Raw genomic sequence first — 21909 nt, 5'->3', positions numbered from 1 at the left:
TTATGCATGCGCTATGCCCGCGGCAACTTCCGTTTTATTACGCTTTACCGTGGCACATTTTGTATTTTTTGCCGCTGCCGCATGGGCAAGGATCGTTGCGGCCGATCGTCTCGCCGCGCGTGACCGGTTTTTTCTCCGCAGGCTCGCTGCTGCTGTTCGTTGACATTTTGCTTTCTTCCACAACGGCTTGACGTTCCTGGTTGCGTTCCACTTGCGCTTTCATAATATAGGTCGAGACTTCTTCCTGTATACGGCTGATCATCTCATGGAACATCTCGAACCCTTCGAATTGATATTCGCGCAGCGGATCGGTTCCGCCATAGGCGCGCAAATGGATACCTTGGCGCAAATGATCCATCGCGTCGATATGATCCATCCATTTGCTGTCGACGGCGCGCAGGACGATGACTTTCTCGAATTCGCGCATCATTTCCGGCCCCATCGTTTGTTCGCGTTCGTCGTAACGCTGCAATACGAGATTATATATATGCTCGATAATTTCCTCTTTTTCCTTGCCCCAAAGTTCGTCTTTGGTCAATTGGCCTTCTTCGAGCAGTTTGCTGTTGGCATAATCGGCGACTTCTTGCAGCTCCCAATTTTCCGGAATGTCATCCGTGCAATGCGCCTCGACGACGCGTTCGATGCAAGGCTTAATCATATCCAGCACGATTTGCCGGATATTGTCCGAGTCCAACACTTCGCGGCGCTGTTTATAAATGATGTCGCGCTGTTGGTTCATCACGTCATCGTATTGCAAGACGATCTTCCGCATATCGAAGTTGCTGCCTTCTACGCGTTTCTGCGCGGATTCGATGGCGCGGGTAATGAGCTTGCTCTCGATCGGCGATTCTTCGTCGAAACCGAGTTTGTCCATCATCGCGGTAATGCTGTCCGATGCGAAGCGGCGCATTAATTCGTCTTCCAACGACAGATAAAATTGGGACGAGCCCGGGTCGCCCTGACGCCCGGAACGGCCGCGCAGCTGATTGTCGATCCGGCGGCTTTCATGCCGTTCCGTACCGATAATATGCAACCCGCCTGCTTCCGCAACGCCGTCGCCCAGCAAAATATCGGTACCGCGGCCGGCCATGTTCGTCGCGATCGTGACGCTGCCCGCTTGCCCGGCGCGCGATATAATTTCCGCTTCTTCGGCATGGTATTTGGCATTCAGCACTTTATGGGGAACGCCTTTCCGTTTCAGCAACTCCGAGATCAGCTCGGAATTCTCGATCGAAACGGTACCGACGAGCACCGGTTGATTGTTCTGATGGCGCTTGACGATCTCTTCAACGACCGCCTTGAATTTGCCCAGTTCCGTTTTGTACACGATATCGGCCATATCTTTGCGAATATTCGGTTTGTTGGTCGGAATTTGCACGACGTCCAAACCGTAAATTTTCTTGAATTCTTCTTCTTCCGTTTTGGCCGTACCGGTCATGCCGGCAAGCTTGCGGTACATGCGGAAGTAGTTCTGGAACGTAATCGTCGCGAGCGTCATGCTCTCGTTCTGCACATCGAGCTTTTCCTTCGCTTCAATCGCTTGATGCAGTCCGTCGCTGTACCGGCGGCCTTGCATAATCCGTCCGGTGAACTCGTCGACGATCAATACTTCGCCGTCCTGCACGACGTAATCGACGTCGCGTTTCATAATGACATGCGCCTTGAGCGCTTGCGTCACATGATGGTTCAACGTGACATGCGCGTGATCGAACAAGTTCTCGATCCCGAAGGCGCGCTCCGCTTTCGCAACGCCGGCTTCCGTCAGCGCAACGGATTTCACTTTAATGTCAACCGTATAATCCTCTTCCGGCTGCAATCGGCTGACGAAACGATCGGCCGCAAAATACAGCTCGGTCGATTTGGCCGCTTGGCCGGAAATGATGAGCGGCGTCCGCGCTTCGTCGACGAGAATGGAGTCGACCTCGTCGATTATGGCGAAATAAAGCGGCCGCTGCACCATCTGTTCCAAATACAATACCATGTTGTCGCGCAAATAATCGAAGCCGAATTCATTGTTCGTTCCGTACGTAATATCGCAAGCGTATGCCGCTTGTTTATCTTCATGAGACATGCCGTTCAGGTTTACCCCAACGGTCATGCCGAGAAATTCGTAAATTTGTCCCATCATTTGGCTATCCCGCTGAGCGAGGTAATCGTTGACGGTGACGACATGTACCCCTTTGCCAAGCAATGCGTTCAAATAAACCGGAAGCGTTCCGACAAGCGTCTTCCCTTCCCCGGTTTTCATCTCGGCAATTTTCCCTTCATGGAGCACCATACCGCCGATCAACTGTACGTCAAAGTGACGCATGCCGAGCGTCCGTTTCGACGCTTCGCGCACGACCGCAAACGCCTCAGGAAGCAAGTCGTCCAGCGTCTCCCCTTTGTCCAGACGCGCCCGGAACTCTTCCGTCTTCGCTTTCAGTTGTTCGTCCGAGAGCGCTTGAAATGTCGGTTCCATATCGTTGATCTGATCCACCGTCTTCATCAGACGCTTCACTTCGCGCTCGTTGGCGTCGCCGAAAATCTTTTTCACAATTCCTAGCATGGGTGTACCCCTTTCATGTTTCGTGCAAAAAAAGATGGTTTGCAATAAATTGTAACAGTTTATAAGGGTTGTCGCAACAACATCCCTCTATCACTAGCAGTCGATACATCCTATTATACGCTGAAAATGCGTGAAACGTTGCAGGAACTCACTGCCATTTCATATATACTTGACATCTATACGCGGAATCGGTTCAATGGGCTGTCAGATCATGCGAGGAGGAGACGTCGGTAGTTGCGGGAAAGCCCCTATTGCCCCCGAAAGCCGAAAAAAGCCCGGCCCCTTGCGGAGCCAAGCTTTGTAAGTATTATTTGCTTCTTCTTATTTAACCTTGTTCAATCAATCCGTATTTGCCGTCGTTGCGCTTGTAGACAACATTTACCTCTTGGGTATCGATGTTGGAAAATACGAAGAAGTTATGTCCGATCATGTTCATTTGCAAAATCGCTTCTTCCACATCCATCGGTTTAAAGTCGAATCGTTTCGTCCGGACGACCTCCAGACTGTCCTCTTCTTCTTCATACTGTACGGCGACGGAGCCTTCGTCACGGAAGAGCGTTTTCAAACCTCCGTCTTGTCTGAACTTGCGGTTCACTTTCGTTTTGTGTTTGCGGATTTGCCGTTCGAGCTTGTCAATCACAGCATCCATGGAAGCGTACATATCGTCGCTTTTCTCTTCGGCGCGGAGTATCACGCCTGGCAAAGGAATCGTTACTTCGACGCTATGCAGATCGCGAATTACGCTAAGCGTAACGTAAGCGTCAGAGGTAGGGGGCACTTCAAAATACTTATCCAGTCGGCTCAGCTTCTTGTCGACGTACTCTCTCAAAGCTTCTGTCACTTGGATGTGTTGTCCTCGAATACTGTATTTCATATGGCACTCCTCCTTTGGTACATCCATTATACCACACTCCGAGGAGCACTTTCAAAAGCAAAAAAATAAACCCCAAGAGTCGCTCCCAGGGTTCATGCTACCGAATCTGTTATGTTAACCATCGTACCATATTATGTAGGTCGGCGATTGCCGGGATGATTAGAGTTTGATTACGTTAGCGGCTTGTGGTCCGCGAGCGCCTTCAACGATATCGAACTCAACGGATTGGCCCTCTTCCAAAGTTTTGAATCCTTCGGATTGGATTGCAGAGAAATGTACGAATACGTCTCCGCCTTCAGCCGTTTCGATAAAACCGTAGCCTTTTTCTGCATTGAACCATTTAACTTTACCTTGCATGTAACACATTCCCTTCGTCTTCAAATGAAAGCAGGCCTTGGCCCACAGATTGAATATAACACCGCTTGTAAACGATGTCAATGACTTTGGCGGGAATTTTGTAAGGGGTTTCATGGATATGGCGTTATTTTGTATTTTCTAGCCTTTAATCAGTATAGACATCGTCGCCATCGAATCCAACCGATTCTCTTTCAAGTAATTCCGGTTCGTTTCAATATAATCTCTTGAATGCTCCACCGTTTTGGCAAGGGATTGAATTAACTTCACGCATATATCAAGGGTTAATCCTCGATGGTACCCCGCCATGCCTGCCAAGTGCATTTTTATTAAGGAAATGTTGACCACTAGTATAATGTAATCTTCAAATACAGAGCGTCCCGGCGAATAAGGGAATGTATTTTTAAACATGTAATTGACCGTATAGTTCTCAAGAATATATTCATGTTCTTGCATAAAAGGCTCGTAAAACCGCGTATATGCCTCTCCGTATTTTTGTTTTAACGATTCAATGTCCGAATCCTCTTTATAACCGATTCCTTCGAGCATTTCGTCTAGACATTCCTTATATCTCTGACCCGTACGCGAAGCTAGCCGCTTCTCATGCATGGCCAAAAACATCTTGATCTGCACATCGTGATGAACCGGGATTTGGGCGAACAGAGAATCGAATACGCCTTGTTGCAAGTAGTTCGAATAAGTTTGTATCAGCGATAAAATATGATCTGCACGATTTTGATCGAGGTATTCTTGTACTTTCTGCAAAAACAATCCAAGAATCCAAAATCGTTGTTCAAATGGATATTTTCTTGTTTGGATCAGTTCGATCGCAAATGACCGCAGCTTCGAAAAATACCCGATATGCTCCAGTTTCTTACCTCTAGCGTCAAAGTTGTCTACATAATTGTTATCGGCTATTTCGGTTTCATGATATATAAAACGTATGCCTTCCTTGTTTAGAAGCGCCAATCGTGCCGCCTCCGGGCAAGATAGCGTGGTGGAGATCTCCAAATTTCGATTGACAATATTTAAAGTACGGGGATATGTAGCGCATGTCTTTGATAAATACTGATCCCCCAGTTGACGGTGGATCGAACAAAGACCGCTATTTTCCAGAAACGGGCAACCTCCGTTATCTTCGTTAAGCTTGATCGTAGCATACGATCCGTCGAATCCGTTCTCTTGATTAACAATGTGTTGCTCCATTTTTTCAGAGAAATCGCCGTCTTTCAAATTCTTGTATAAATCATAGGTTGGACGATCCACAATAATCTTCCAAGAATAACAGCAAGAATCTTCGCAATCCTGACCGATACATCGGAAATCCTCGAAATATTCCGGTATCAGGGCTGTAAAAGTTTCTTTCATGATGGCTCCCCTTCCTTCAATTGACTAAAGTGCAATTTTAAACCGTGAATGAATCTTTAGTACCCCGTTAATAACATCTTCAACATCCTGCAATGACATTTTAGGAAAGAGAGGCAATGTTATCGCACTCTCATAATACTCTTCAGCTTTAGGGCATAATCCGCCCTCATATCCAAGCCTTTGATAATACGGTTGCAGGTACACTGGAATGTAGTGTACATGGACTCCGATGTTCTCCGCCTGTAAAGCTTGGAATATTTGTCTTCGATCTACTGTGAACCGTTCCGGCAACCATCGAAGCATATATAAATGCCAGCTTGATTCGGCCTCAGGATGTTGGAAAGGAACTACAAGACCTTCAAGTTTCGAGAATGCCTCATTATATTGCGCTGCGATTTCCCGTCTACGTTGTACAAAATTCTCCAACTTCGTCATTTGCGAAATTCCGAGAGCCGCCTGTAAATCAGTCATTCGATAATTATAACCCAATTCATGCATTTCGTAATACCACGGTCCGTCATCTTTGACCATCCTATCTGGATCCTTTGTCACTCCATGACTTCTGAACAGGAGCAGTTTTTTGTATAAATCTTCCCGATTCGTTACAATCATGCCCCCTTCCCCTGTTGTGATATGCTTTACAGGGTGAAAACTGAACATTGTCATATCCGCCAAGGTCCCTACTTTTCTCTTTCCGAAGCTTGCACCCAAGGAATGGGCGGCATCTTCGATAACGATCAAGTTATGTTCTTTCGCTAACATTTGAATACGGTCCATCTCTGCGGGCTGTCCTGCAAAATCAACCGCAATGATCGCTTTCGTGAGTTCCGTTATTTTTCCGGCAATTTCATCAGGATCAATGTTATACGTATTAGGATTAATATCCGCAAAGACTGGAGTGCCACCTTGATATAGTACACAGTTACTGCTCGCCAAAAACGTAAGGGGGGAAGTGATTACTTCATCACCAGCTTCTATACCAGCCGTATAACAAGCGCCATGAAGGGCGGCCGTTCCATTGCAGAAAGCGACGGCATACTTGGCACCTACGTAGGAGGCTATTTTTTGTTCGAATTCATGAATTTTAGGCCCTTGGGTAATATAGTCTCCCCGTAAAACTTCTACTACTGCAGCAATATCATCATCGTCAATCCATTGTTGACCATAAGCTAGTAGTTTCTCACGAATCGGTGAATTTCTTTGATGGGATATCGCCATAGTCAATCTCTCGCTTTCATGCGTTTTTGTGCGTTAAAGCAAGTTACTCTCTCTAATCCAGGATTCCGTACGATGAATTCCTTCTTCTAAAGTGACTTCCGGCTTCCAGCCGAGCAACTTTTGAGCTTTTTTGTAATTGCATAGCAGCTTCTGTATTTCACTTTGCGGGTGAATGTGCGTCACATGTTGAATACGCGAGACATCCTCAACAATAAGCTTTGCAAGCTCATTTATAGATATATCCCGTCCCAAGCCCGCATTCACGATCTGCCCGTTAACCTGATCGGAATAACCTGATTCAACCACAAAACGTGCGCAATCTTCGACATATAACAGATCGCGGGTTTGCGTTCCGTCTCCATAAATGTGGAGTTTTTTTCCGCTTATTTTATTTTTTATGAAAATCGCTACGACGCCGCCTTCCCCGCCCGTTTTTTGAAACGGTCCATACGTATTGAAAGGACGAATAACAACGGTAGGCAATCCATAAGCATGGTAATAGGACATGACCATGTTTTCCGCAGCAATTTTCGCTCCAGCGTAAGGGGATGCCGGTTTGGTCGGATGTTCTTCCGTGATGCCTTTCTCATCCGAGCAGCGGTCGTAGACCATACAAGTGCTCATAAACACCATTTTCGTCCGATGCTTCCGACACTGTTCCAATATATAAAAGGTTCCGATCGTATCGTTGTTAAATGTGGTTCGCGGGTCGTCGATCGAATCCTGTACATTAATGGACGCTCCCAGATGATAGCAAATGTCAAAACGATGCTGCGTGAATATGTCGGAAAGTAGAGCTTCGTCCAATATGGTTCCTTTTATAAACTGCATAAATCCGAGATGGCCGCGAAATTCCTCGAGATTGGTCTCACTACCGTTCGACAAGTCATCCAGAATCCAAATTTGATGCCCGTCGTCAAGCAACCGTTTGGCCACCCAACGGCCGATAAAGCCAGCTCCGCCAGTTAGTAATACCTTCATATTGAATATTTCCTTCCCTTTAAATTAAGTCCCAAGACAATGGAGTCCCTTTCTTTACATCTTGTTTGACGCGTTTTCCCAATATGTCATTGACATACTTCGTCGGCAAGCCAAGACCAGGACGAATGGATCGAACGTTCTGTTCCGTAAAAACATCCCCTGCCTTCATATCATGCGAAACGTATAAAGACCTGCGATGCTTCATCGACTCGCTCTCCGATTGCGTTGCACCGTATGTAATCTGTCCAATGGACAACCATGCCCGTTCCGTTTCTTCGACCAACATTTTCATTTCAGCCGGTTCCATTGAAAAGGCGGAGTCTACACCGCCATCTGCGCGGGCCAAAGTAAAATGCTTTTCAATGACGGTTGCCCCTAACGCAACGCTGGCCACAGCTGTCCCAACGCCCATCGTATGGTCGGAGAGACCGATTTGGCATTGAAACAGCGCTTGAATATGCGGGATTGTGGCAAGATTCGTATTTTCCGGAGAAGCAGGGTATGTGCTTGTACATTTTAAGAGAACTAAATCTTTACAGCCCGCATCTCTTGCCGCTCGAACGGTTTCATCCAATTCCGCGACGGAAGCCATTCCTGTTGAAATGATAACAGGTTTCCCTGTCGCAGCCACTTTACGAATTAACGGAATATCCGTATTCTCGAACGAAGCGATTTTATAGGCGGGAACATCCAGGGATTCAAGGAAATCTACCGCACTGGCATCAAAAGGGGTGCTGAAAGCAATGATCCCCAATTCCTTGCACCGGTCGAAAATCGGCTTATGCCATTCCCAAGGGGTGTAAGCTTCCTGATAAAGTCTATATAGGGAAGTACCCTTCCACAAACTGTTTGGATCCTCGATATAGAAATCCCCGTCGTGAATGTCCAGCGTCATCGTATCTGCCGTATAAGTTTGCAGTTTCAAGGCGTCAACGCCCGCTGCAGCCGCAGCTTCCACGATCGCTAACGCTCTTTCAAGCGAATGATTATGGTTACCTGACATTTCGGCTATTATGAAAGGACGGTGACCAGCCCCAACAATTCTAGCGCCTATTTGAATGTTAGGAATCAAGCTCGACTCCTCCTTATCAATTCTTCTACTACGCGATTCCTTTGTCTATCATTATCATTGTCCATAAGGTGCAAAGCCTTTTTACTCATTTCTATTAATTCTTGTGGCGATCGGATTGCTCTATTTATCATATCGGCCAGATGTTGTTCAGTAACATTAGCGTGCCATCCCATATTCCACAACGCTCCCATGGCGGCAACCGCAGAAGTAGAATCGCTTTGATTGTCTGCAACAACGGTCGCAATCGTAGGAACCCCCAAATAACAACGTTCCCACATCGTTATGCCGCCTGCTCCGAGTGAAAGATCCGAGTGGGCCATAAACCATGCCATATTGTCGATCTGACAATGATAATGGAAATTAGGAACATCATTGCATATACGGCGGATTTCATTTTTATGTGTGTTGGCTTGTCCGACGATAAAATCAACTTGGATCGAGGACAATGGTAACTCTTGTACTGCTCTTAATGCCTTCATGGTTTCATCCGTCGGGTCGCTGCCACCATAAAATATCATGATTTGACGTATAGTCCCGTCTCTTGGTTTCAGTCGCCTTTTTTCTGCAATAAATTCCTTTCGCAATAAGAGATAACGAGGTCCCAACAATTTGATGCAGGTTTCGGGCACTAGAGAAGCATAACGCATTTCCGGCTCGACATGAAAATTTTGATCCAACAATATATCGCACTCATGCCGTCGATTAGCCAAATCGTCAATGACCATTAATCGATTGACCCTTGGCCTTATCCTGCTCTCCCAGTCTTCATCTAACGAGTAATGATCGACTATAAGCCAATCGATTTCTGCATCTATTTCATTGATTATATTTAATGTGGCTTCCGCATCCGCTTTCTGCAAATCGAAGTTCGGATCATTATGGGGTATCTCATGACGAATCATTTTTACCGGATAACCCTTGTTTTCAATAAACCTGCGTAAGTTGCCCGCTTCTTCGCGACAAATAAAGATTATATTACCCCCGACCTCGCGCAGCTCCTCCGCCAGCATGAGACACCTCATGACATGACCTGAGCCTATTTGTACGGAAGCGTCCGTTCTTATTACAATATTCATCATCACAACACCGGTTTTTGCTCAATATGTGCATTAATTGCAGCGATTGCGGGATGTTGCAATAAAAATTCGATAACCTGTTGGGAAGGAACCAACAGATTATCCGGGAATTGGTTCGCTATCTTCTGGCACAATTGATAATCTTCTTCCGTATCTAATGTAATTCGAAGTCGGGGATATTGTTTGTTCGTCGGGACCTGCAGCTCCGTACTACTAAAATATTGAGGGAACTCATATGCATAATAGGTAACATGTTCACGATGCCGAGGCTCCTGCCCATCCACATACATTTTCTCCAACGCGGCAAAGGAAACCAGTTCGACCGCAAGACCGCGCGGCAGTTCCCCTTTCAAAACCACAATGTCCGAGGAATTCCGCAACATCGCCTCGACGGTTGCATTCGCCAAATCGATATCCACAAAGGGACAATCGGCCGTAACTCGCATGACATAGTTCGTAGAAAAACTGCGGGCACATTCGTAGTAGCGGGATAACACATCCTCCTCGGAACCTCGGTAGCACGGAACGTTTCGTTCCAAACACCATTCATAGATCTCGTCATCTTGTTCTGAACTAGAGGTAGCCACAATGACTTCAACCACGGATTTTATCGTCTGGCATCTTGATACAACGTAATCCAATACGACGGAAGACCCAAGAGGCAATAATACTTTTCCAGGAAGACGAGTCGAGCCCATGCGCGCTTGAATGATTGCAATGATCTTCATTTGCATACCTCTTTTCTTAATCGGCTATTCGTCAACGCGAATCCAACGCACTAATCGGTCTAGTACAAGCATTCCGTCCCAAGGAATATCGTATTGATGAGATTCGCCTATATGAACAAACCTGGAAACTCCGCTAAACCGTGATGCAAATACTAGGTTTTTCAGTTCGGCGGAAGGTAATTTATGTGATATCGTCTGAATCGAGTCTGGTAGAAACGGAACAATATCTTCCTCCCTTTCATAAGGAATCAGGCTAATTATTTTCATCCCGTGTCCCTTAACAGGTTCTAGGCGGTCATACAAATGCAATGTCCATTCCGTACCTTCTGAACAGACAATCTTCTCTCCACGTAATCGGGCGGCGGTGCGATAATGCAACACTTTGCTTGCCTCTCCCGTATCGAGCGGTTCAAAATATGATCGTTGGGCTATCTTACACATAGCTCTCTCTAAACCTTTTACCGCAAACTCCATGTGGCCATTCTTCACAAATACCGCATGCGGAGAGGTACAAGCAAGTTGGTTGAACAAGACGATATCTTGAGCCAGCTTATCCCAATCTACTAATTTCATTAGGTTGGTGTCAACAACCGAAGTACTTAACCTCGGCCCGAAAATGATCGTCTCGGAGTCCCATTTCCCTTGCAAGCCCGCTACCGACTCAACCGCTTCCTGACTCCCCCAAGCGATACGTACATCGCAATGCACTGCAATTTGTTCGTTGACCTCTTTCCATTCCCCGGGATAAGACAAGACGACGACGGATTCGGCCATCGTTTTCCCTACATCGCCGCACTTCGACAAATAATGTAAAAAAGGGGTGATCCAATCTTCCTGTTTACTGCTCAATTTCACGACTGAACCGTTCTTTGTTAAGATGGCCTGAAGCACAGAGATAATGCTTAGTATGGGAACATTCCCGGCGACCCAGTGGCCAACAACGCCTTTAGGCACGGCGATTCCTTGAAATCCCCCTAGATCGGCAATCTCGTCGAATGCACTTTCATGGCGCAGCCCGCGATGCAAAAATTGCCGCAAAGCATCGGAGCGAATAAAACTTAGCAGATAGGCCAGGCCGACGTAACGATATTTGGAGTACATCGGATGAGAAGGCATTGCCCAACTGCGATAAAGCTTGTCCATTGTACTCAACATATTGGCCGTACTGATAGTCTGCAACGAATTGGACCGATCAGTGAGAGTCAGTAGGAGTTCTTCCAATCGAGTGGCCGTAATTTCTTGAGGTTTCCCCAACTCCGAATAGTCATGTAATTTGATTACCATCCTAACGTCACACCTTCTACTGTTTCTAAAGGCCACCGAACGGGCCATTTCCATTCCCGCTCTTCGCTTAGCGGATAATAAAGCGGCTCGAGGGAATCCGGATTGGCGTTCTTATCGGCATAACCTTGGAGTACATCCCCAACTTCAACCGTTAAGTACCAAAAACTGTAGCCCTCCTCAATCTGAGCGCATGCTGACGGTTCCTCCCAGAGTATCATTTGAAAGTCTTCAGTGGAAAATAAAGCAATAATTTGTCCTTTCATTTGAATGCAATTATAAACCCGAGGACATAGATCCCAACGCCAATGTTGATAAACTTCCGAATAGCGGACATCTTCCTGATGAATTACACGAAACGGATAAGCACCAGATCTTTCCGTTACAGGTTTTTTTCCGGAAGATTTTTTCCAACAGTACCTACCGATCGTTTTCCAACCTAAAAACTTTTTAACCGTTCCCATCTTCTCGTTCGCAAAACTGACAATAACATCAAGTCCGGCCTGCCGAACCTCATGCAAAGCATGATTCAGCATTTGCGAAATTGGCGCAATTTGCCCATGCGATTTGGCGAAGATACCATCTACCGCAAAACCGGTACGTGCTGACGGTAATAACGGCATTTCAATAATGGAATAGTGAGCGACGATTTTCCCCTCTGTTTCGCCAATCCAAGAATAGCTGTCTGGAGCAAGCTTTTTCCATTGAAACATCTCTCTATCAAAAGCGAGTTTCCTTTCCATATACAATGCTTGTACTCCTGGCAAGTCCTGAGGTATATAAGGCCGGATATTCATCGTTTATTCTCCTCAACGTAAACGTCGCCGCATCCGCGCACCTCCACTTTTGGCGCACGTCCGACAAACTGAAACGCTTTACCTCGGCGACCGCAAGGACATTCATCAATACTTACGATTTTCCCGATGTCATCGGTAATAATGGAGTGATTCGGCGCTGATCGCGGAATAAGCGACATGAGTTGAATCAGTCCCGGTTCTCCTAGAGGTTGGGGGCTCAATGTATGCGGATTGCGAATGATAATCTCGGCATAGTACGGAACATGTTTATATCCCCATGGACAATCCGGATAAATAACTCCCGATTGTTCTACTAGTCCGTAAAAATCAATGACTTGTTGAGACGAGATCCCCCAAATAGTCGCAATCGTCTTGTTTAATTTTTGCTTATCAACGGCAATGTTATGTAATCTTTTCCACCCTCCGCTATGAATGAGAAAAGTACGGTTATCGAAATCAGGAAACTGGAAGCCCTTCTTACTCAATTGCTCGTGCGCCTGATACAAAATATATGTAAAACCGTAAGCGATAAAGTGTCCTTCTTCCTTGGCGCAACGAATTGCTTCTTGTAGCCTTTCTTCATTCAAGACTAACGCACCATCTACTAAATCCATAACGAAGAAGAAACGGCTGGCATATCCCATTAACGATAAAATAGCAGCGCCGCGTGCAGAAAGAGTTCGTTTTCCCCGCGCTGTCTCCATAGCATCGAATATAATGTACGGGCGTCGTTCAACACCGAGGAAGCTGTCAAAGATTATCTGTGCCGATTTTTTTTGCCTCGTAGCCGTATCTTCATCTACAAAAATTTGCGAAGGTATTCCTGATGACGTACTACTGGATTGAATCGCCTTTAGTTTGGCATCATCCGAAGCCTTCGTCTTTAATTCAAACTCCTTAAAAATCGATGTGGGAATATACGGGATATCCTCCAAATTTGAATACGGCGGGCGTAGACTAGTTCCATTTAGCAATTGGTCGTATTCTTTACAATATTGCTTATGCCAACGGGTTAGTTCGTTCATTTGGTCAAGCAAGAAGGTCTCTTTATCCGGTTGGCTAAGTTCGTAAGGATTCAATTCGTCTCTAAAAAAATTAAGATGCGACATAAAACCACCGTCCTAGCCAATCAGTCAATTCTCGACGAGAAATATATGCACAATTCGTACGGAAACAAGGATCCTTCATCATGTTCGCAATCAACAAGGACAACTCTCCTTCGTTAGCAGCAAACGGTTCCCACTCTCCTACTGTTTCTCGAACTCGTACCGTTATCCAGTCAACAAAGTCATCCTTATCGGCAAAACCCATTTCTTGCAACATTGTGTCATATTTAACCATCGCTTTATCCATATTAAGCGCAATAACGTGAGGTAAAACTTGAGCGCAAGCTTCCCCATGCCATAATTGAGAACTCTCCACCTGATGCGCCAATGCATGCGCGATACCGACCGAGGCGACGCTCTGCGCTTTTCCGGCTAAAATATTATTATAGAGCGCCTCATTAGCTAGCAGTTCATCTATTTCCTCATTTTTGGTTAGAAAATCTATTAATTTGACGGAACTTCGAAGCGAGTCTAAAGAAAGGCGTCGAGTCCATGGCGTGGCTAACGGGGAAACAGCGCTCTCCAACGCATGAACGAATGAATCCCATAAACCGTTCCACAAAACGCGAATCGGAGCATGCTGCAACGGTTCTGTATCCAACAGTACTTCATCCGGTAACAAGGAAGCATGAGCGAACGGGACTTTGTGGCCGGCAATGGTAAGAACCGCGATTTCACTAACCTCGCTGCCCGATCCCGCTGTTGAAGGAATAGACGTAAGTTTTGTATTGCTTAACGGATAGCCTTTTTCTTGTGGGATCCACTTTCTTTTTGAGAGTTCTGTTATTGCATTCTCATCCAGTTTTCCCAGACGTACAGCAAGTTTTGCGATATCTATTGTCTTTCCGCCGCCGAAAGCATATACATTTGAAGGTTGTTCCTGTGCCAAGATACCTTTTAGTTGAAGCAATGTATCCAGATCCGCCTTTTGTACTAAAAAATGCTTTCGTTCGGCTACCTGAGGATACTTGTGCAACAATGAAGGCGAGATAACCCAAAAAGGTTCGGGAAGGGACAGTTTTTTCGCTATCACTCCTCGTTCCATGCGTATTTGAGGCCACAAAACCATGCTCATAGTTTCTCTCCCTTCTCCCACAATGCCTTTGCTTGCTGACGTTTGAGCTTCCCGGTATCTGTGCGGGGTACCGCCGTCCATTGCTGAATCATTCGCGGAATTTTATAAAATTCCAATTCGTGTTTGCACATGCGTTTGATCTCTCCGGAAAGCGCAAAGTCTAACGTATACCCTTCCCTACAAACGACGACTGCTACAACTTTCTCGAATGTAAGCATATCCGATACGCCAAAAACGGCGCAATCTTCAACGGCTATATGTTTACGAATCACATTTTCCACTTCCGCTGGGTTGATCTTTAGTCCGTCAACATTAATTTGCTCTTTCAATCTTCCTTCAATATATAAAAAACCTTCCTCGTCAAACCGTCCGATGTCGCCTGTACCAAACCATCCATCCGGCAGGAAACTGTCCTGGTGATTTAAGTACCCAAGCATAACATTATTTCCGCGAATTTGAATTTCCCTGTTGCCCGGGTCAAGCCGAACTTCAACACCTTGCGGAGGTCGGCCGACGCTAGCCAATTTATCGAGATGCTTGCGATAAGCTATATAAGTGCTTCGGCTCGCTTCCGTCAAGCCATAGTACATATAGATTCGCGTCCTCGGCAATAGTTCCAACAACTGATACAACAAATTGACATCAATCGGCGCAGTATTAATTACAATATAATGTAACTGATCCTGAAGTTTTATTAGATCATTTCGATAGTACTCTACCAACATTCGAATAAGCGCCGGCGTAGCTGGCATACCGGTAACCCGATATTTATTCATGTATTCAAATAAACGCTGAGGCTCTCTGACAGAGTCAATCAGAACAAGCTCAGCGCCAAGCATTACATAACAATGGACATGTCCCAGACCAAAGGAATGAGTGAGTCGCAATGCAGTAAGCTCGCGGTCTGTTGACGCCATGTCCGCCCACTCAATAATTCGGCGGGTTGTGAACATTATATTTCCATGCGACAAAACTACGCCTTTAGGCATCGCTGTAGTTCCGCTAGTATACATAATCAATGCCGGCATTGAAGAGGAGAGCTTCCAATCCTCTTGTAAGGTCCGATTCATATAATCCGTTGGGTTAGGAAATGGTAGAATAGGAACCGATTCGCAAATCTCATCAAAAGATCTTTGTCGATTATGTATAAAAAGCGCCGGTTCGGCATCTTGTAAAATCTGTCGCAGGAAATGTCCTTTGCAATCGAAATCAACTGGCACCACAATCGCTTCAAGCATCCATACGGCAAAATACGCTACAAGATAATCCGCTTCATTCGGAAAGCATAAAACGATTCTTTGCCCCGGCTGCACATGATATATTTCTCGTAAATAACCTGCAAAACTTGCAGAGCATCGATAAAACTCTTTATAGGAATAGACTCGATCATCCGTGGTAAGAAAAGTTCGTCCTGGTTTGTACTCGGTTTGACGCTTCAACTCGTCCAAGATCGTCATTACAATTCTACACCTTTGAATCGCAAATACTTTATAATGTCGCCGATATTTTTGATTTCCGCAACCTCTTCTATTGTCATATGATGTCCGAATTCCTGATGGATAGCTACAGCCATGGATACTGTGGCTAAACTATCCCACCCTTCGATTTCATTAGGACCGTTGTCATCAATAAATTCTTCCTCTTCCATGACAAAGATGTCTATGAGCAAGTTTTTTAATTTCAATAAATTATCAGATGAAGTTTGAGTCATTGGAAATCCTCCGTTTCAGATTAAGGTTATTCTTCAAAGCAGCCTTTATAAGCACCAAAGCGTTCCTTTTGTACTCTCCAATCCCTGTCTAACAACTCGTATAAATAAACATCATGGTATCTGTCATTTTTATAAACATGCTCTTTATAAACGCCTACTTCACGACAGCCATGGAATTCATGCATTTTTCTTATATTAATATTTCCCTCCATCACCATACCTGTTATTTTCTTCAAACCAAGCTGATCGAACACATAATTATAGATATATGGAGCTATCATGCCTCCGATCATTCTATAGCTGCTCTCTCCGATGTAATATCCCCAACTGCAACGTTTATTCCGAAGATCAATCTCATTTAATGAGACTAAACCAATATGCACGCCATTTAAGGCTGCAATCCAATATTTACTCGTTTGATCGTTAGAGATACTTTGAAACCATTGTAATTGCTTCTTTATATTATATTCGATATCTGTAAACATATATTGTGTTACTTCCGGCCTTGTACGCCAAGTTAGCACTTGTTCAAGATGTTCCTCTTTAAATTTAATAAAATGTAACATGCGGGCTCTCCGTAGGATATGTGTTCTACTATATTCCTGTAATATTAAAGGTGTGTAATAAAGTATCTCGTAAAAGTCTTTCCGTAAATACTGTCTTAACAGGTTTAGAATTTATCAGATCTAAATTCCTTTTTGCGTCTATATATTCGTTATTTAATTCCGAAGCTATTCTAAACCATTTTTCAGCTTCGTCGTAACATCCATTCAACGATTCCAGGACACCAATGTTATTAGCTACAGCAGGATTAAGTCTGTCTATTCGGGATGCAGCTAGAAAACAGTGAAAGGAATCCTCATATTTTTCCATTTTATAACAATAAACTCCTTGATAGAAAGCGAATTCTAATTGACTATGTACTGGGACATGATCGTCCACATACTTTTCCGCTTCCTGAAGGTACATCCCGGCCAGGCGCAGATGTCCTTTAAACAAAGAAAAAATACTCAAAGTCAAGGCAACATCGAAATTCCCGTATCCTTTTTCCAATAACAAAGGATAAAGTTCCAATTCGTTGTACTGCTCCAATACATCCAATGCATTTCTGCGAATGGCCGTATAATTTGCAGACGTATTGGATTGATGAACTCTATATTCTATTAAACATGAAGAAATATAGGTGAATTTATAATCATTCATGAGCATTTTTAATGCAATATCATAATCTGTAGTCCCACCGCTGATCGGGTTAAGATTAAAATCTTTTTTATAGCGAAAAGCCATTGCGGAACCAAGAAAGTAGTTTCTTTTCAATGACTCGAGCAAAATATTACTCTCGTCAATATGTAATGGCAACACCATTTTCTTTCCAATTGGATTTCCGTTTACGTCTATCATTTCATATGACGACATGATCAATTCTGATCCATTTTTGAAAGCATGTACAGTTTCCATTAGCCGATGTGGAGAGGCTCTATCATCCTGATCCATCAAAACAACATATTGACTTTGGGCTTGCTCCAAGCCGGAAGCAATCGCTTGAGATATTCCACCATGCTGCCGAACGATTAATTTCAGTCTAGGGTCTTTTGCAACATACTCCTGAATCATTTTTACAGATTCATCAGTGCTTCCGTCATCGATAAATATGAGCTCGAAAGACGGATAGGTTTGTACGAACCAACTTTGAATATTATCTTTCAAAAACTTAGCCCCGTTATAGACTGGTGTGATGATACTTATCAATTCATTCATTATTCTCTTATCCTATATTGCACGACTTAATATAAAATCTCTTTCCTGTAAAAAACCGTGCTTAATTAATTCTTCAATAATCTCATTCTTGTATGAAGATCCGATAATGATAAATGGAATATTATTCCCCCCATTTTCAAAAATAGAGGTGGGGTGGATCACTTCTATCCCATCTAATTGACTTCCTGTTTTATATAAATCATTGTCAATGAATTTATCAATTGTTACCCCAAGTTTTTCGTAATATTGTTTCGTCTTTTTCCCTCCATCTCCAGCACCCCAAATATATATATTTCTTTCAATATGATCAATAGGAAGAACATATTCAAAATAAGAATTACTCTTTAGAAATGGATTTGTGCTAAAAGCGCCATTAGCTCTATAATTTACCCTTGCTCTCTTCGTAATTTTTTCACCCGAATTATAGTACCCGTAACTCCAAAGAATATGACCAAGAATAGTCTGTCCATGTAAATTTAATTCTTCAATATATTCATTTTTCATCCGGTAAATAATATGAGTGGAATCGGGTACGTATTTTTTTGTCATTGTCTCATTCGCTCCCGAGTCAAACCCGGAGAAATGATAAAAATATAGCGGACAATTATTTACTGTAATTTTATCCCCTTCTTGTACAACGGCTCTCCTTGATAAATTCCAAGGTGCAACATTATATCCTGGGTGTCTTAAAATGTACACATCAAAAAAACAAGGAGCCAGGTCAATCCATTTCTGATCTGTAAACTGTCCTTTATCTTTCATATCATCGTAACAGAATAAAGCTAAACGTTTAGCCCACCATTCGATAAAGTTATAAGAAATTTCATTCCTTCTGATCGCAAGAAAACCTAAATTAAACACTCCATGTTGTAAGGAATTCATTTCATTATCCATTATCGCATCTACATTATCATTTTCCTCGTGATCAATCATATGAGGGGTGAGCACAATTGGATGTTCTGTGAGTATTGAGAGTAACTCCTCCAAGCTATTGTAAACTTTTATGTCAGGGTCTAGGTATATAAAATTTTGTTCCAATTTATACTTATCCAATAAGTATTTAAACATTTGGCCTTTGACGGCTGTAGCCGCCTCTACAACATCGTACTTAAAGATATATTTATCAAAATCCTCAAAACCCATTTCTTTTGCCAATATAACCTCATCAAAATGATTTAAAAAAGGAAGCATTTCCGACGTTATTTCTCTTTCCACCAGAAAAACAATAAAAGTAGCGTTTGAATTATAATTCTTTACTGATTTTGCAAGAACAGAAGCTTTTGGAATATAATTACCACATATTGAAGTGCAAATAATCATAATAAGTCTCCTTTTAAGGCTATCCTCGTTAGTTCTTCTGCCTTAAGATATATTCTATGTCTGTTACCTTGTAATTCTTTTAATAAATCAAGAATCTCCTTAGCTGAACCAGCCTGAAGAATCCAACCTCCTCCATTCTTTCTTAACCTTTCCGCAGGGGCGCCAATATTAAATGTTATTATTGGGTAGCCTGCTGCCATGATTTCAGAAGTAGTATAATTAAAGGTTTCTGGGCACACAGATGGAATTATCACCAAAGAGACCTTGTATTTCTGTAATAGTTCTCCCATCACTTCTCTTTTATATTCTCCATGAACAAAAAGTTTTTTATCAGGACTTTCGTACGTCACGTTATGCAGTTGAGTTGTACCTATCACCCTAATGTTAATAGGAAGATTTTCATTTAAAATATAGTTGTATAATTCATACAAGATTTCGCTTCCTTTGGAGGGGCCGATACTTCCTACAAATCCGATATTTAACTCTTTTGAATCGGCGTATTGCTTTTGGTATGAATATGGAATTTTAATTCCTAATTCATGTTCTTTAACTGTAATGGGTAGCATTGGGTAGTATTTCTTAACAATTTCTTTGGCAGTTTCACTCGGTGCAATGATCTCATCCGCCGACTGGAGAAATCCGAAGAACTTTTGACGCCATGATTCTATATGAATCTCCAGTGAAGAAATATTAATCACCTCTTCACTAATTAAACCCTGTGATATACACTGCTTGCATCTAATAATATCTGTTTCCGCATTACAATATTTATGTTCATAATTTAAAAGGTTATAACTAGGACAAACGCAAAAATAATCGTGAATAAAGAATGTATATTTAACCTTCGAATCAATTATTAGATCCATAAAATACTGTGGAAAAGAAACTAATTGATTAATGTACATCATATCAATTTGTAAAAACATCAGCGCTTGGTTAAAAATCCCTTGATCTAGTTTACTGATATGAATTATCCATGCCTTATTTTCGTTACAATTAAAAATTACAATATAATTTAGAAAAATATTAAGAGTATACACCCGTTTATTCTCAAATTTTAATCGTTTTATTAAATGATCTTGATAAACCTGCGTTCCCCCACCAAATAAATGGTTTATTAATAAAAAACCTTGTCTCGTGTCCTTCTTAGTGCTATCGCCAAAATGTTCCTGAAGCATTTTTATTTTAGTCGAGCTATTCAATTCTTTAATATTTTGACTTAGCAATTTATTAATTGAAAATATTCGATTTTCAAATATATCAACTGAAGTACCAAAATTTTGTATCGAAACAGGTTCAAAAAAGGATATAATTTTTCTTTCGGGCACATGTAATGATATAAGTTGTTTTTTAATTTTCTTATAGTATTGACTAGCAATTATAAGAAAGTCATAGTCGTCAATTAGATCAGGGATTTGGGATGGCGATACAATTGGAACATTATCAATATAGCTTCCAACGATTGATCTATTGTTATCGACAAAACAACCTATAGTAACAGAACTTTCATTTAAAACCGCTCTAACCTTCCGAGATCCACTACCAACACCAAATATCATTAGTTTATACATATGTCCCACATCCACTTTTCAATAAAATAACCGCAGAAAGTGCTCATTTTCGCTCAATTCCATATCCTTAAGTTGTTGGGATATTCCCTCATATTGCATGCTAGCAATTAATATAATATAACTTTTACTATTTATATCTAACAAAAATCGTGGCGAGTGAATGCTAACCCCATTAAAACTTCCTCCCCATTTTGATTCAGAATTATCTAAAAAACATTCCACCTCTAGATTATCATTTCTCAGAGCATAGAAAAGCATTTTACCGTTTCCTCCAGCTCCAAAAATAATAATTTTTTTACCTATTATTTTCTCTTTAATACCAGTTAATAAACCTGATGAATTTTGTAGACATGTAGATAGAAAAAGAGTTTTATTTTTTAATAAAAACGTTCTTTTATCTTGTTTTAAGCTCTTAACCTTATCACTCATTTCAAGAAAATAATGATATATTTTGCATTGCTTAATGAAAGAAATAGTATACTTACTTAGAATCACTTGTATAAGGAATGAGTACTCAAACAATGAGTCGTAATATTCATGATCAAATTTAAATTTCTTGAAGACCCTATTTCTAACCATAAAACATGATTCAGAGCATTGTAAAACTAGTTCAGAATCATTTGGTGAATTTTGATATAATTGCGCATAATTGATAATTTCGTTAGTAACATCAGTACTCAGTTGATGACAACCAAATATAAATCCATCTAAATATACTTGATTGAAATTTATAAAATCAGTTTGATTTGAGATTAAGTATGAATCAAGATTCTCAAAAAAATCATCGAAAAAAAAGATATCACTATGAGTAAATAATATAAACTCTCTCTCCGCAAGTTCTTGCCCTAGGTTATAGAGTAAACCTTTTGAGCTAACTCTTTCCGAGGTACTAATTATTTTCGATACCCCATGTTTTTGAGCAATGAGAATGGAATTATCTTTGGAGTTATTGTCTATAAAAATAATATCTAACTCGTGAAATACCTTTTGTTGCTTAATACTCGAAAACAATCGATCTAAATATAATTCTGAATCTTCATTGATTATAACTAAAGATATATCCTTCATATT

General features: G+C 42.3%; 20 protein-coding genes. All 20 read right to left on the bottom strand.

Translation table 11 applies throughout. The annotated features are described in order from the left end of the window. Positions 1 to 37: 37 nt before the first annotated feature. The 20 genes from secA to KQI79_RS02980 all read right to left on the bottom strand — a co-directional run bounded on the left by secA (position 38) and on the right by KQI79_RS02980 (position 21906). Positions 38 to 2548 carry a preprotein translocase subunit SecA gene (gene secA, locus KQI79_RS03075; protein WP_216536756.1) on the bottom strand — a complete coding sequence of 837 codons (2511 nt, stop codon included), beginning with the start codon at positions 2546 to 2548 and terminating at the stop codon, positions 38 to 40. Between the two features lie 325 nt (positions 2549 to 2873). Next, positions 2874 to 3422: a ribosome hibernation-promoting factor, HPF/YfiA family gene (gene hpf / locus KQI79_RS03070; protein ID WP_216536755.1), complete on the bottom strand. Its 549-nt coding sequence runs from the start codon at positions 3420 to 3422 to the stop codon at positions 2874 to 2876. A 159-nt stretch (positions 3423 to 3581) separates the two neighbouring features. Beyond that, positions 3582 to 3779, bottom strand: coding sequence for a cold shock domain-containing protein (locus KQI79_RS03065; protein WP_216536754.1), 198 nt, complete (start codon positions 3777 to 3779; stop codon positions 3582 to 3584). Between the two features lie 138 nt (positions 3780 to 3917). Next, positions 3918 to 5144: a flagellin lysine-N-methylase gene (gene fliB, locus KQI79_RS03060; RefSeq protein WP_216536753.1), complete on the bottom strand. Its 1227-nt coding sequence runs from the start codon at positions 5142 to 5144 to the stop codon at positions 3918 to 3920. A gap of 24 nt (positions 5145 to 5168) precedes the next feature. Beyond that, positions 5169 to 6362 carry a UDP-4-amino-4,6-dideoxy-N-acetyl-beta-L-altrosamine transaminase gene (gene pseC, locus KQI79_RS03055; RefSeq protein ID WP_216536752.1) on the bottom strand — a complete coding sequence of 398 codons (1194 nt, stop codon included), beginning with the start codon at positions 6360 to 6362 and terminating at the stop codon, positions 5169 to 5171. A gap of 33 nt (positions 6363 to 6395) precedes the next feature. Further along, positions 6396 to 7343: a dTDP-glucose 4,6-dehydratase gene (locus KQI79_RS03050; RefSeq protein WP_216536751.1), complete on the bottom strand. Its 948-nt coding sequence runs from the start codon at positions 7341 to 7343 to the stop codon at positions 6396 to 6398. 19 nt (positions 7344 to 7362) lie between these two features. After that, positions 7363 to 8415 carry a pseudaminic acid synthase gene (gene pseI, locus KQI79_RS03045; RefSeq protein ID WP_216536750.1) on the bottom strand — a complete coding sequence of 351 codons (1053 nt, stop codon included), beginning with the start codon at positions 8413 to 8415 and terminating at the stop codon, positions 7363 to 7365. Beyond that, positions 8412 to 9491 carry a UDP-2,4-diacetamido-2,4,6-trideoxy-beta-L-altropyranose hydrolase gene (gene pseG, locus KQI79_RS03040; protein WP_216536810.1) on the bottom strand — a complete coding sequence of 360 codons (1080 nt, stop codon included), beginning with the start codon at positions 9489 to 9491 and terminating at the stop codon, positions 8412 to 8414. Before pseG ends, pseI begins: the two co-directional genes overlap by 4 nt. Positions 9492 to 9493: 2 nt before the next feature. Then, positions 9494 to 10219 carry a cytidylyltransferase domain-containing protein gene (locus KQI79_RS03035; protein ID WP_216536749.1) on the bottom strand — a complete coding sequence of 242 codons (726 nt, stop codon included), beginning with the start codon at positions 10217 to 10219 and terminating at the stop codon, positions 9494 to 9496. A gap of 24 nt (positions 10220 to 10243) precedes the next feature. After that, the gene (locus tag KQI79_RS03030) at positions 10244 to 11503 is read right to left on the bottom strand and encodes an acyl-CoA reductase (protein ID WP_216536748.1); all 1260 of its coding nucleotides are present in this window, start codon (positions 11501 to 11503) and stop codon (positions 10244 to 10246) included. Further along, positions 11497 to 12297 carry a hypothetical protein gene (locus tag KQI79_RS03025; protein ID WP_216536747.1) on the bottom strand — a complete coding sequence of 267 codons (801 nt, stop codon included), beginning with the start codon at positions 12295 to 12297 and terminating at the stop codon, positions 11497 to 11499. Before KQI79_RS03025 ends, KQI79_RS03030 begins: the two co-directional genes overlap by 7 nt. Continuing rightward, complete coding sequence (locus KQI79_RS03020) at positions 12294 to 13406, bottom strand: LuxE/PaaK family acyltransferase (RefSeq protein WP_216536746.1); 1113 nt, start codon at positions 13404 to 13406, stop codon at positions 12294 to 12296. Before KQI79_RS03020 ends, KQI79_RS03025 begins: the two co-directional genes overlap by 4 nt. After that, on the bottom strand, positions 13393 to 14478 hold the full coding sequence (locus KQI79_RS03015) for an iron-containing alcohol dehydrogenase (protein ID WP_216536745.1): 1086 nt from the start codon (positions 14476 to 14478) through the stop codon (positions 13393 to 13395). The genes KQI79_RS03020 and KQI79_RS03015 overlap by 14 nt, the downstream gene beginning before the upstream one ends. Continuing rightward, the gene (locus KQI79_RS03010; RefSeq protein WP_216536744.1) at positions 14475 to 15935 is read right to left on the bottom strand and encodes a class I adenylate-forming enzyme family protein; all 1461 of its coding nucleotides are present in this window, start codon (positions 15933 to 15935) and stop codon (positions 14475 to 14477) included. The genes KQI79_RS03015 and KQI79_RS03010 overlap by 4 nt, the downstream gene beginning before the upstream one ends. Then, positions 15935 to 16189 (bottom strand): acyl carrier protein, encoded by a 255-nt coding sequence (locus KQI79_RS03005; protein ID WP_216536743.1) that lies wholly within the window; start codon positions 16187 to 16189, stop codon positions 15935 to 15937. The genes KQI79_RS03010 and KQI79_RS03005 overlap by 1 nt, the downstream gene beginning before the upstream one ends. A 26-nt stretch (positions 16190 to 16215) precedes the next feature. Beyond that, positions 16216 to 16755, bottom strand: coding sequence for a UDP-4-amino-4,6-dideoxy-N-acetyl-beta-L-altrosamine N-acetyltransferase (gene pseH / locus KQI79_RS03000; protein ID WP_216536742.1), 540 nt, complete (start codon positions 16753 to 16755; stop codon positions 16216 to 16218). 28 nt (positions 16756 to 16783) lie between these two features. Beyond that, the gene (locus tag KQI79_RS02995; protein WP_216536741.1) at positions 16784 to 17947 is read right to left on the bottom strand and encodes a glycosyltransferase; all 1164 of its coding nucleotides are present in this window, start codon (positions 17945 to 17947) and stop codon (positions 16784 to 16786) included. Positions 17948 to 17959: 12 nt separating this feature from the next. Continuing rightward, positions 17960 to 19267: a glycosyltransferase gene (locus KQI79_RS02990; protein WP_216536740.1), complete on the bottom strand. Its 1308-nt coding sequence runs from the start codon at positions 19265 to 19267 to the stop codon at positions 17960 to 17962. Continuing rightward, positions 19264 to 20838, bottom strand: a complete 1575-nt coding sequence (locus tag KQI79_RS02985) for a glycosyltransferase (RefSeq protein ID WP_216536739.1) — start codon at positions 20836 to 20838, stop codon at positions 19264 to 19266. Before KQI79_RS02985 ends, KQI79_RS02990 begins: the two co-directional genes overlap by 4 nt. Positions 20839 to 20856: 18 nt before the next feature. Continuing rightward, positions 20857 to 21906: a glycosyltransferase gene (locus KQI79_RS02980; RefSeq protein ID WP_216536738.1), complete on the bottom strand. Its 1050-nt coding sequence runs from the start codon at positions 21904 to 21906 to the stop codon at positions 20857 to 20859. Between the last annotated feature and the right edge of the window lie 3 nt (positions 21907 to 21909).

This window comes from Paenibacillus sp. MSJ-34 (genome assembly GCF_018918005.1).
GTDB lineage: Bacteria > Bacillota > Bacilli > Paenibacillales > Paenibacillaceae > MSJ-34.
Note: the sequence above shows the minus strand (reverse complement) of the source record. Positions and strands in the feature narration are given on the sequence as shown.